The organism is Paenibacillus sp. FSL F4-0097 (assembly GCF_038593125.1).
GTDB lineage: Bacteria > Bacillota > Bacilli > Paenibacillales > Paenibacillaceae > Paenibacillus_AQ > Paenibacillus_AQ odorifer.
Genome location: NZ_CP151965.1, coordinates 5,976,051 through 5,988,915, shown reverse-complemented (window position 1 = coordinate 5,988,915; position 12,865 = coordinate 5,976,051). Strand labels below are relative to the sequence as shown.

Annotated in this window: 11 protein-coding genes and 2 pseudogenes; 8 read left to right on the top strand and 5 right to left on the bottom strand. The window is 36.8% G+C overall.

Translation table 11 applies throughout. The annotated features are described in order from the left end of the window. Positions 1-556 precede the first annotated feature (556 nt). A complete protein-coding gene (locus tag MHH86_RS26810; protein WP_036685490.1) occupies positions 557-769 on the top strand; it encodes a hypothetical protein in 213 nt (70 codons plus the stop codon). Between the two features lie 916 nt (positions 770-1,685). Here MHH86_RS26810 and MHH86_RS26805 read toward each other — a convergent pair. Beyond that, a pseudogene (locus MHH86_RS26805) lies at positions 1,686-2,828 on the bottom strand (transposase). An 848-nt stretch (positions 2,829-3,676) separates the two neighbouring features. Between MHH86_RS26805 and MHH86_RS26800 the strand changes: the two are divergent. The 7 genes from MHH86_RS26800 (at position 3,677) to MHH86_RS26770 (ending at position 10,522) form a co-directional block, all read left to right on the top strand. Further along, positions 3,677-4,126, top strand: a complete 450-nt coding sequence (locus MHH86_RS26800) for a hypothetical protein (protein WP_051491394.1) — start codon at positions 3,677-3,679, stop codon at positions 4,124-4,126. Between the two features lie 677 nt (positions 4,127-4,803). Continuing rightward, entirely contained in the window at positions 4,804-6,648 is a 1,845-nt protein-coding gene (locus MHH86_RS26795; protein ID WP_036685482.1) for an ABC transporter ATP-binding protein, read from the top strand. Then, positions 6,587-7,039, top strand: a complete 453-nt coding sequence (locus MHH86_RS26790; RefSeq protein ID WP_051491393.1) for a redoxin domain-containing protein — start codon at positions 6,587-6,589, stop codon at positions 7,037-7,039. Before MHH86_RS26795 ends, MHH86_RS26790 begins: the two co-directional genes overlap by 62 nt. A gap of 462 nt (positions 7,040-7,501) precedes the next feature. Then, complete coding sequence (locus MHH86_RS26785) at positions 7,502-7,957, top strand: hypothetical protein (protein ID WP_141118548.1); 456 nt, start codon at positions 7,502-7,504, stop codon at positions 7,955-7,957. Positions 7,958-8,831: 874 nt separating this feature from the next. Beyond that, positions 8,832-9,125 (top strand): hypothetical protein, encoded by a 294-nt coding sequence (locus MHH86_RS26780; RefSeq protein WP_051491392.1) that lies wholly within the window; start codon positions 8,832-8,834, stop codon positions 9,123-9,125. Next, positions 9,089-9,493, top strand: a complete 405-nt coding sequence (locus tag MHH86_RS26775) for a transposase (protein WP_249267742.1) — start codon at positions 9,089-9,091, stop codon at positions 9,491-9,493. Before MHH86_RS26780 ends, MHH86_RS26775 begins: the two co-directional genes overlap by 37 nt. Before the next feature lie 612 nt (positions 9,494-10,105). Beyond that, entirely contained in the window at positions 10,106-10,522 is a 417-nt protein-coding gene (locus MHH86_RS26770; RefSeq protein WP_327196844.1) for an IS3 family transposase, read from the top strand. Positions 10,523-10,844: 322 nt separating this feature from the next. Here MHH86_RS26770 and MHH86_RS26765 read toward each other — a convergent pair whose 3' ends face one another. The 4 genes and pseudogenes from MHH86_RS26765 to MHH86_RS26750 form a co-directional block, all read right to left on the bottom strand. Further along, a complete protein-coding gene (locus tag MHH86_RS26765; protein WP_256715883.1) occupies positions 10,845-10,976 on the bottom strand; it encodes a hypothetical protein in 132 nt (43 codons plus the stop codon). After that, positions 10,977-11,059 (bottom strand): annotated as a pseudogene (locus tag MHH86_RS26760) (IS5/IS1182 family transposase); the annotation flags it as partial. A gap of 417 nt (positions 11,060-11,476) precedes the next feature. Beyond that, the gene (locus MHH86_RS26755) at positions 11,477-11,893 is read right to left on the bottom strand and encodes a hypothetical protein (RefSeq protein ID WP_036685477.1); all 417 of its coding nucleotides are present in this window, start codon (positions 11,891-11,893) and stop codon (positions 11,477-11,479) included. Between the two features lie 317 nt (positions 11,894-12,210). Then, positions 12,211-12,570 (bottom strand): helix-turn-helix domain-containing protein, encoded by a 360-nt coding sequence (locus MHH86_RS26750; RefSeq protein WP_051491389.1) that lies wholly within the window; start codon positions 12,568-12,570, stop codon positions 12,211-12,213. Positions 12,571-12,865: the final 295 nt, after the last annotated feature.

Genomic DNA, 12,865 nt, shown 5'->3' with positions numbered 1-12,865 from the left:
AAGGAAAGCTTGAGTAAGGCGATTGTTCCAGCGACAATAGGTGTTGCTGCCGAAGTACCCGAATCACTTTGATGAGATCCTGTAAAACATGCTATTGAACAAAAGTTGAGTTTATGGGGATCTAAAGTAGGATGGCCTTGACTGCTGTATCCTACAATCTGTTCTTCAATGCTTACTGCTCCAATTTATGAACATAGGATTTCCGTTTGTAATCCGGAAGCTTTTTCCTGGACCATGGTCGAGCCTACAACGAATGTCAGTGCGTTGGTCACCACCACCATTAGCAGCTGCGAATAATACAATATTCCTGTATAGCTTCAACACTCTTTCGAGTAAAAGGGTGATTGGGGGCATAGCATAGTCTTCAGATCAGTTTTCTTCAAAACCCGCCCAACTATTTGTTAATGCCATAAGAGTAGACAACTATGATATTTTTGACTAATATAATAATAACCGAATATAACAATTGGAGAAGCACTTCAATGTAGGCATGGAATATGCCACATTGAAGTGCTTTTTTTATTCGGAATCTATATGTTTGAAGGAGCGATTTTTAATGGATGAGAAGATGGAGGAGTTTATTCGACATACTGTCATACTGATGGTCTACGTAGGTCTTACAGTGTCAGTTCACAAGTATTTTGAAATGTACGGGTACACATTTTTTACTGTAATGATGTTTCTGAGTTTCACATATGCAAAAGGTAAAATCATTCCATTTTCAAGTGTATGGCGGCAGGTGAAGCTAACAATAAATAAAATCAAGTAATCTGCGTTTTGTAAAATAACCTCATTGATGAAAGAACGTTAGAAGAATAGCACGAAGTTAAGGTTGATATTCACTATCTCTGTATTTTGAAAAGTATCTTTAAACAGACTATCTTTCTATGGTCCATGAGATTAACTTTAGTAATAATAAAATTATACTGGCGCGTATTCCAGAGTTTAGGGATGCGCGCTATTTTATATAGTTTTTTATTTTGTATGACTGTTAAAATATGTAGAAAGGAGTGGGGGATATGGAAGTCGCCTATCTTATAAATGATTCAATCTATTTGGAAGAAGAAAGACGCTCGTTCGAAGAGCAACAAGTTGTATATAACCAAATTGTCAAAACACTGGAATCAAAATATCGAATACATTCTGATAAGAAGACATTTACATGTATCTGTTGTGAACAGCCAGTCAGTATGGTTTTACGACAGGATAAATTTCATTTCTAGCATCTGGGAGAAGGATGTCCCAGTTCAGAAAATTATGGACGATATACTAAGCAAATTAAAGAAGAAGAGGATGAGCATCCTCACCGCTTAGGCAAAACAATACTCAGGACTTATTTAGAAGGACAACTTAAAATTCATCATGTAGAGCTCCAAGAAGGTTACAGTTATCGTAAGTCATTAAAGATTATCCCCGACTTATTAATTTATTTTCCTAACGGGGATATCTGGGTTGTTGATTATATAACAGGGAAGAAACAAGTTGAGGCTTACAATTCATTTATTAAGAAGAGAAAAGAAGTATATGAAAATGAGGGATTTAAATATTTCTTTTTTATAGATGAGTATTTTGCATAATTCAATTTTCAATTCAGAGTCATGGTCAGGACGAAGCGAAATCTCTGTTTTGTGAGAGTTGAGCTATAAATGGGCAGACAGGCAGAATTTTTATAAAATTGGAATTTTTTAAGCGGCGTTTTGGACTCGTTGCATCGCTACAGCAAGAGCAGAAGCAAGTAACACAATGGCATTCAAATATTGGTGAGTTTTCACTTTTTGAATCCCCCAAATATGGAGCTGGTCTGCGGTCAAATAGGTTTTGATTCGAGAATTGCAACGTTCCACACTGGTTCGTTTATTGTAAAGTTCCTTCCAACCTCGACTTTATCGATGCGGTAGGGCAAGCGCCGAAGATCCGTTTGACTGTTAATTTTGACTACCATTCCATAATTGGAGGACGAACAAGCAGCAATACCTAAAGGGCAATTCACTTGATCTATAGCATGCGGACAACGGAATTTGAAATAGTTCTTCTCTTGTCCCCAATACGTTATGGAAAAGCTCATTGAGCAACAGGAGTGCCTTTGCGAGTAATCCCTGTTGGTGGCTTCTTTTCATTTCGAGCATTCAGCGGAATAATGGCTTGTGCCTTGACGTTCCGGGCTGCCTCGTAATTTTTCATTTGGTCATAGCCCGCACCCAGCATGAAGAATTTTGTGTTTTGGATTTCTTAGCGACAAGCATCATGAGCACAGGCCCTTCGTCTCCATCGTTCACATGAGCAGGTGTCACCTTAAGCGCTATCGGAAGTTCACTCTTTGCATCGACGGCAAGATGCAGCTTATAGCCAAACCACTTGACTTTGTTGCCAAAGGTATCAAACTTTGCGCCCCAGTTGGCATTGCCGGTGAGTTCGCTTTTCGCTTGGGTTCTTTTTTTTCGTAGGCATGTATGGCTGCGCTATCGATGGCGATATGAGTTCCGTCGATGATTCCAATTGCTTGGCACTGAGCCACAAGATCCTCAAACAACTGCTGGGCAAGGCCTTGTGATTCAGCTTGGCAAAGACTCGGTTTAACATGGAAATCGAAGGGGCGGAGATATCCAGTCGAATCCCACATTGGTAACGAAAACGAAGGTCAAACTCCTGTCTGCACTGCAAGCCTGTAAACGTATCAATGTTCTCCAGAGGAGCCGCGAGTAAAGCACGAGGAATGCCTTGGCGACAGTGTCCATTCGCTCCTCGGGGTGAGGGATTTCTCAATCGTCTCGCATATAGTCGTAAGTTAGACCGCTGAAGAAGATAGGCGGTCGTTCTTTGGATTCAATTTTTTAAAGTTCCTCAAAGGAAAATAGACTTTCTTGGAGAATATTCAAAGGGGGCTTCCTCCTCTTGAGTTTTTTGGTTTCGTCACCAAAAAAACTTCTCCAAGTTGGGGTGAAGTCCTTTTTTATATCAAAAATTTCTTTGTGTAGCAAGGGCTTAGATTAATGCAAAATGGTCAGATAAAAGTGGCTATTGTCTGAGCACCCAAGCATTAAGGCCGTCTCGCTCTATCCTGCTGAGAATCAAATGGTATTGCAGGGAGAGCAAGATCAATTGTGGGAAGTATGGATTGCAAATTTAATCTCCAAAACGGATGGAGATTTTGTTTTTGAATTACTTATTTCTTCTTAATCAAACCCCTAAAGAAAAGTTTGCGATTGAAGTAAGAAGCCTTCTTTTTATTGATCCCTCAGAAGGTGCCCTCGTCCAACGTCTTGTTAAACCTGATTTAACTAACGTTTAGGCCCAGTATTTTCAAAGCTTCCAATACGATTAATCCCTGAGGCGAAAATTCGGTATCTTTCCTAACAAGGATACAAACTTCATGAGGCTTAATATTCTCTGTTTCAGGGATAATGAGTACTTTGGTAGCAATATAGTCGGCTGCAAGTTGCATTGAAGTGGCATGAACCAAGGTAACTTTATCGCCTTCATTATGTAACTTGACAATCAGCTCGTTCCTATTTGCGGTATTCTGCATTATGCGATTAGCGACCTTAATAATGTTATCGGTTGAACGGTAGTTTCTGACCTATGATAAAGATGGAAGAACGGAACAGGAGCGCGCCTTGATCCGATCCTCAAAATTCAAATTTTTTGAAATACTTGATCCATTAAAAGAGTAAATTGTTTGCATGAGAAACTATATACCAAGTATTACGAGGTAAACGAAACACCGGTCAGGGGCGTTTCGCTCACCCCAAAACAAGAAGCTATTGACGCCGCTGAAAAGAACTACGGTTATTTTGCCATGATATCCAATGGCGTAAAGGATCCGCTCGAAGCCCTTGAAATTTATCGTTCCAAAGATGTCATTGAGAAAGTCTTTGGTAATTTAAAAGAACGCTTGAATATGCGCGCACCCTTTGTATCCTCAGAAGAGAATCTGGGAGGTATTGTCCAATTTGTTGCACTCATCTACCTTTCGTACATAAAAAAATCAATGTCTGACCAAACTTATCAAAACTTATTCAAAAACTATACCATACAGGAAGTTTTAGACGAGTTAGATATCATCGAATGTTTTGAACAACCAAGGCGCCAGCGCCGGCTTGGCGAGGTTACCAAAAAAAAAGGATAACTATATGAACCTGGGGTGAATGTTCCTAACCAGGTATAATTTTCCGGTAATCTAGGCTTAAATGTTTTTACAACACCTTGGTTGGCTTTATGCCTGTCAAGGTGTTTTCTTTAGTGTGGCTGCCAGATGCGTATGGGATATGAAAAAGAGAATATCAGCATTTTATTATTGAATTTTAGGAAGGTAAAAGTTCAAGGAGCTTACCCTGCGGTTAAAGAGGGGCTCAAATAAAAACGAAACTTAACCGATTCGCCTAATAAAGGGAACGAGAGGGAGTCCGTCCTAAATTGTCGATTAACTTGACTGAAAACAAGGTTTTCGACAGCGTAAAAATGATAATGTTGTAATTAATTGAAAAAAGTAAAGAACAAAGGAGGAAATTTCATGGTAATGATGATTAAAGCGGTTCAACTCCTTATGGATAAAATGTTTTAACACAAGTTTCTAAGATTATTATGCAATATCATCTCCATGAATGGCTTGGATTTTAATGTGAAAAAATGAAGCGCACTGGTAGTTATTCGCTCACGAGGCCTTCATAGAAAAGCTAGATAATCGGTCCTCTAAAAAATTATTGATGTTATACAATCTATTGAAATTTTTACAAAATAATTTTAAATATTATAACGTAGTCCAATAGGTGAAGGATAAGTAATCTAAAGTAGAAAGGCAAATAAATGAATAATAAAATTATACAAACTGTATTCTTATCTTTTTCTTCGTTTGCGAAAGTTTATAAATTTTCAAAAGGAAAGGTAGTTATAAGTGCACTTATAAGTATAATTTTAGCTTCTCAATCAAATCTAAATGCTATTCTAATGGGGAAAATAGTAAATAGTATTTCTCACATGAATTTTTACACAGTTATTTTATTTATATCTATTCTGCTATTAATACAATTTGGCAGCTCATTATTGAATATATTTAAATCTCATTTAAATAATATACTTTCACATCGATTCACCATTAATACGCAAAAAGAACTAATTGAGTCTGTTGCTTCTATGGATATCCTTAGAAAGGAAGATCCGCGATTTAAAGGTAACTTGCAGCTTTGGACTTATGGAATAGGAAAATTTTATGATACTTATCAAACTTTAATTATATTGGTTCAAAACGTACTTTCAATGGGAATAAATTTATCGTATTTATTTTTTTCTTACTGGATATTGGCTTTGATTGTGTTACTTGTCAGTTTCATTAAAGGAATAATACAATATCGTATTATTAGATTTCGTGTAGAAATAAGAAGTGGAATTGAACGAAATTCAAGAGAGTACGAATATTTATATCATTTGCTGTTAGGTAGTGAAAATCAAAAAGAGCTTTCTCTATTCAAGTCAGTAAATTATTTTAAAGATCAGTGGTTTCTAAAAAAAAACAATGCCTTAGATAAACAACTGGTACTTGAAAAAATGGAGAATAAGTTGAATGCCACTGAGTATGCATTATCAAGTATAAGTACTGCTATTGCTAGTTTTATTATTGTATATCTTATTTCGCATGGAGCGCTTTCGACTGGTGACTATATTTCTTTGACAATGTCTGTCGGAGCAGCAGACGTAAGTCTCCAATTAACGATTCAACGTTTAGCTGCGCTGATTGAAAATACTAAGTATATAGAAAATATTGAATCAATGAGTATAGTACCTAAACAAAAATGTATGGAAGAATTACGAACCTTTCGACTTGACCATGAACTACGACTCGAAAATATAACTTTCTGTTATCCTAATCGTGAAAAACCTGCTCTTCAAGGGATTAGCGGAACTGTTTATAAAGGCGAAAAAGTTGTTATTTTAGGAGATAATGCAGCAGGTAAATCTACTCTTGTAAAACTGATACTAGGATTATATCGTCTTCAAAAAGGTGATATTTATTATGATAATGTAGGTATTAATAAGATGGATACGAATAAATTATGGGATAGAACTGGGGCTGTATTTCAAGATTTTATTCGTTACATGGGTTCGATACGAGAAAACGTTACTATTGGTAGAAGAGAAGAAGTGAACGATGATGTTCAAATTCTTGATATTTTAAATTTATTAGGGTTTAAAGAAAGTGACTTCCCAAATGGGCTTGATACACAGCTTGGCTATCTTTCTGATAATGCAATTAATCTATCAGGTGGGCAGTGGCAGCGACTTGCTCTGGCACGGATATTATTGCGGGATGATGATGTGCTTGTATTAGATGAGCCGACTGCATCGCTTGATCCTTTAAGTGAAATAGACATTTATAATAAAATTATGGAATTTAAATGGGATAAAACTATGTTCATTATTTCACACCGTATAGGAATGGCACGTAAAGCTGATCAAATATGGGTGATGAAAGAAGGGGAAATAGTTGAAAGAGGAACACATTATCAGTTGATGGAAAAAAAAGGTACTTATAGTCAAATGTGGAGTCAGCAGAGTGATTGGTATCTAAAATCTAATAGAGGAGACATTGACAATGTCGGAAATGGCGAAGAGGTATATGAATCAGGAACTAAAGGCAGGGCTATTACTTCCTAATATTCAACTTGCAAACTGGAACGGGGAGTCGTTTAAATTATATAATCTTTCAGGAAAAAAAATACTGATTTTCACTTCTTTGCATTGCCTAGCTTGTATCGATTTAATGCCGCATATAAATCGAATTCAAGAAATATACTCTGCAACTATTGTGTTTTTTTCAACTGGAGATGAGATTGATCACAAAGAAATTGCCGATTATTTTAATTGGGAGTTCCCAGTCATTGCAATGAAAGAAAATGAAATGGAAATGACCTTCTCAGCAAAAAAATTTCCATATATGATCTTTGCTGATGACACGAATAAGGTAATTGGTGGAGGAGTTATTCATAATCTTAATGATTTTAAACAATATTTATTGAATAATTGCTTTGATATAGAGAGGAAATGATATAAAAAGGTTGCTTTTATGAATGGGTGAGATTCAAAATAACAAGTTGAAGACCTAGTCGTTAGCTATCAAACGATTTCGAAGTGCATTTTTTCTATATCTATTAAATCAGTTAGTTTAAAAATAATTTTAGTAGTGAAGATGTCCTCAATAATTCATCTGGAAAGGTTCGAAGTGTAATTTATTTTGTAAAGCTTAGTGCTTTGAAAGGAGGTGATTTGTATGGAGTTTAATAGTCATGTACCTATTAAATTTATTCAGTAACAGATGAATTGTTTTGTATCTTAGATTCCACTTTTTTATCAAGAGCAAATAAGTAAATATGGTTTCTGGGATTTTTACCGAATAAGCATGTAATTTCGTATATTCTGATAATATCTTTTTATTCCCTGGTTGTTTATTAATGACAACAGGAGAAAACCTCAAAGTGGGTGTTTGCAAATGTATGAACATAGGAAGTTTTTGAAAAAGAGCAAAGGATTCTCTTATGAACTCGGCAAGTTTTTTCCATCTACTATAAAACGAAATCAACTAGATGAACAACTGAATTTTGAATGGATACATAAAACAATTAATGGAACTGTAATTTACATTATGAGTGATTCGTGTACAGCATGCAATTTTGAAATTGTTCAAGAGTTTAGTCATAATTATAAAGAATTTAACCATTATATGCTTTTGCAATCAAATGAAGAAGGACTTAAGAAAATAGTTGAAAAATACAAGTTGCATTTTCCTATAGAGCTGTGTGAAATTGGTGCTGTAGATGAGAGCTTAAATTATGGGGCTCTAGCACCTTGGGTTTTTATGGTTGATAAATTTGGGGGAATTGTTTCGGCAGGTGTATATCCAAATTATGACGGATTAGAAATACAAATAAAACCTTTAGTATCAAATAGGATAGATAGGGAGAATTAAGATGTAAGTGTAAGGAATAATAAAATAATATGAAACTCTCTAAAATATTATTTTGAAATATTTACTAACGAATGATCAAGCTGAAATTGACAGTTCTTCCATGAGGACTTCGTGAGCGCACTTCTATACAAGAGATTAGCGAGGGCGTTTGGTAATTTAACATATTGTTTGGCAAGTTCTTTTTCAGTAACTGAAGTGAAGTCATGTCCTTTTGTGGAAACATTCGGAACTGACACATTTACATTGCTTCGGGTAGATACAAAGATATCGAGTTTCTGATGACCGAATATCGAGTGCTTGCGAACTTCTTTCGGCAATTAGTATTTTGTTAACTTTGATTTTACATGAAATCAGTATGAGTCTATTGCTTTACTTTGTTTTCAAGATTATACCACTTTACTTTAAGGGCATATAGTAATAGTTAAGTTGGTAGATAGTTCGATTCCGAACTTCTATATAAATAAAACTAATGTTGGGAGTGTGTGAAATGGCTTGTTCGTGCAGTTGGACGTCAGTTACACAGAATAATGGTGTAGGGTATGCATGTAGGTATGGTAGTAAAGTTTGTAAATCTGAGTATTATAAAGTTCGATATGAATGGGCACATTGTTTCTACCTCGGGTCATATGATTATCAAACGATTACTTGTAATGAAGTAGGGACTGGAGAGTGTTGCAGTGATGGATTTGGTCCACTTCCGCCAACTCCGTGATGAGATTTTTTTAGGATTAGAATAGGTTTCTTTTATATTTATGTATTTGTAAGGTGTAATTACAATAGCCGATCCTTTCAAACAAAATTGAAGGATTAGGCTATTGTTTTTTTAAGAGAAATTATTTTCACCATATAGCATCAAGAAGTACCCAATCCTGTAATGAATTATTTCGAGGGAACAAAAAAAGAAGGTGAAAAGGGGGTGCAGAACTGGCAGGATCGCTTCTTCCCAGAGTATCCGCAGGTATTTAAGGATTGGAAAGGTAAAGCCTCATTCATTACGCTAGGCGAGTTTCCGGCTCTAGGTGAAATCGTGGAGCTAGGAACAGAAGGCATTGTGGAACGCTGGAAGAAAGACGTGAAACGCGCTGTAGGGACAAAAAGAACTAAACAACTGGTCGAAACCGTAGAAGTTTCATGTGGCTTACCAAAGGGCTTACCGCAGCAAAGATAGAGATTAAAGCGCTTTCGGGGCAGTGCGACATGTTCGCCAGACAACTCGAAGAGGTTATGGCCGAGATGGAACGTCTACTTGTGCAAATAACAAGAACGAAGGCAATGCTCACCGTACCGAGCGTGGCTGTGGTCACCTTGGCAGGGTTTCTAGCGAAAGTCGGAGATCTGAGCGGTTACGAGCATGGACAGCAGATTATCAGGCTGGCCGAACTGAATCTAAAAGAGTACAGTTTTGGAAAGATAAAGGGCAAGTCGAGCATCACCGCCCGAAACAGCAAGGCTTCGGGCCCTGCTGTTTCGGGCGGTGATGCTATGGTAGCAAAGAACGCGAAGTTCAAGGTAATGCAACAGTACTTCACGAAGTGAAGCCAAAATCCACTGAAGAAAAGGCAATCCCTTGTGGCCTTGTGCGGGAAACTCATACTTGACCTGCATATGCTCGGGACTCTGCACATTCCATACGATGCAAACGACGTTTTAGGGCCGGTACGTCAGTCCCAGATTCAGATGGCAGCTTAAGTAAAACGGAAATCACGTTTCTCACCGGAAGAAAAGAACCAGGACAAAGGAAGCACGGAGCAGTCGCAGGAATCATTTCCATAAGAGAAACGACCCTGTAAAGGAGTAAGATACGGCGTCCACATCTTGAGAGGTCGAACGAAGGAATGAAAGGGCAAAGACCCCGCGTGACATGGGAGGGTAAGCCATTAAGAGTCAGGTGTGAATATCCAAGGTGCGATCATAACAACCAGTTTGTGGGTTGGGGATGAATCCCCAAGCTCTATTCCTGCTACCGACTTCGCCAGAAAATAATGTCATCCTTACGTGACTTCTCCAACTCTCAAAAAGTCCACGGTTGAAAACCTAAGAACGAGTGAGTAAACAAGAGGAAATATTAATTTATAGTGGGAGAGAAATTGAGACCACAGGACAATTACCAGCCATAGAGGAACTGCGTGACCTACACGCTTATTAGCTATTGCAGGGCATCGGGCCAGTTATTACAAGTGGCGAGCCACGGGGTCACGGCAGGGCGATATACACGCTCGAGATCATGAAATTAAAGTTCACATGGTAGCCATTCACATTGTAAATCCCTACTTAGGATACCCCCGAATGCAGACAACTCTATGTGAAGCAGGCTATCTCGTCAATATCAAAAAAATTAGGCGGATCATGAAAGGATTATCGATCCAATCGGTGATCCGAAAGAAACGAACTCGCTCCAACTCTACCCCATCCGTGGTGTATCCTAACCGATTGAAGCGTAAGTTTCATGCTACCTTTCCTCAACAGAAGCTCATCACCGATACTACATATATCTCGGATGGCACCCATTTTTATTACCTGTCCGAGATTCAAGATCTATTTAACAATGAGTTTGTCGCTTGGTAAATTTCCAACCGTAACGATGTGAAACTGGTCCAAGATACGGTAGGTAGAACAGTGGACACGAAAAGGAGACTTCTCGGAAGCCGTACTCCATTCGACCAAGGGCTCCAATAAAAGTCTCAGGCGTACAACACACGATTAGAGGCATACGGCGTCAAATGTAGCAGCTCTTGCAAAGCAGTCTACCTAGATAAAGCATGCATTGATTCCTTCTTTTCGCATCTCAAAACAGAGAAGAATTCCACCAAATGATGTCCTATATAAAGTCACCAATCACATTTGCATTGAACTTTACGATGTTATGGTTGGGAATGACAGCGCTGGCTTACTGCTCTTGAATCAGATTCAAAAAGTTATTTAAGTCATAACCACGTTCGGCTAAATCGGTTTTTCCGGATAGATCCATGTTTTGCAGCATTTCATAGCCTTTGACGCAATCATGTCGATTTCCAGACATAAGTTCAACACGCAATGAGTGGGCAAAGCGTCGACAATCGCATGAATTTTAGTGATTAGTCCACCTCTGGAGCGGCCAATAGCCTAAAATTGCTGCCCCCTTTTGCCTCCATCGTCAGTGCTGGTGAGCACAGACGACGGTGGTATCAATCATAATATTTTCAAATTGATGGAGTGCGATACAAGTTAAAACACCTCATACGCCGGCCATCTGCCAGCAACGAAACCAGGTATCCACCGTTTTTCAAGATGGATAGTAGTCCGGCAAACCCGCCAAGGCCTACCGAAACGATCTACCCCAAAAAATAGAATTCAACATCGGTTTATTGTTTTTTTCAATTTATCCACCCTGTCTTATTTATTCGGGTGGAAGCAAATCTTTGATTCGTTCCCATTGTTCGTTACGTTTTTCGTATCGTCTTTTCATAGATGTATTTTACCCTGATTTAGGACTAATTTATATTTTGAAGACACGCTCTAAATAATGTAATAAGAAAATATTTATGACAAAGGTAAAATGCGAGAATTCAAAATTATACAGTTGATTTCTTTGAAACTATTTATTTTATTTCCTGCTAAATTCGGAAAATTTGATGTGTCAATTAGATGGGGGGGGGTGAAATTTTGTAAGTATTTAACATATTTTTTGTGGTATGCTAAGCAGAAAATGGGTATTGGTATTTTGTAAAGTTTCTCTATTAGTAATATTTCTGATTCATCGCAATCAATCAAAATACACATATTACTATCGAATTCTAAGTCTTGATGGTTCTCAAATTCTCCAAGTATATTAATACATCTTATGCAGTGTATTGATAGATAAATTATGTATTTAAATTCTTCAAATACATTAGTGGGTTGATCATTAGTGAACAAGCTCTCAATAGATGTTTTTTTGAATAAACGGTCATTGTTCATTTTTTTTCCTCCTCATTGTTAAATAACAAGTAACCAACTACCTATTAGCTTATAGATTGAACTTTGATTCTCCCAATTAAGAATTGAGCTTGACTATTTGGACCTCCGGTCGGCCCTTCAGATTTCTTGAATAATATTGCTGTTTGGGTTTGAAATCCGCAAACAAAGGCGGAAGAAAACTACCACTCTTATAGTTCCAAAATTGCCCTCCGCCTATCTTCTTATAATTTTAATTTTCAAGTTCAATCTATTTAGTCATTGTCATTACTTTTAAATTGTGAACTTTCTATTCTTTAATACCATTTATGCGAGTTTATTTAAAATCTATTAGAATTATTACTTACATATGCGTTTAGATTGTCTGCTTTTAATAAGTAGCCCTGTCCACAGACTTTGATTAAAAATCGTGGTTCATTACAATTATCTTCTATTTTTTTGCGTAGCCTATGTACTAATACATATAGTTCAGTATCTTGATTTTTTGAATATTCTTCTGATGTCCACACATATTTTATTATTTTTTTCTTATCCAGAGTCTCACCTATAGAGTTTGTGAGTAAAATTAGAAGTCTTAATTCTAATCTTGATAAAGCCATTTTCAACCCATCTTTAAGTAATGACGAGTCATCAAAATCGATTAGTACATTTTCATTAATTCGAAAAAGATTTTTCAACAAAAAACGTCACCTCTTTTCATTAATGTAATCCATTTATTCTAAATTTTAGGATGTAGAAAAAATTATCATAATTCTTTTAATGTGTCAAATGCATATTACACACCTATTTTAGGTAAATTTTTACAATCATAATAATAAAATCATTGATTAATTTAAATAATAGACTGTATTCTTCAGCTGAAGAAGACTCCGACTGATCAAAGCAGTAATTAAATTGTCTAAGCTAGTTAGCAAACTAGCATCGTATCTGTATATTAAATGATTAATTACTTTGTTCTAGTTGCCTGAGCAATTT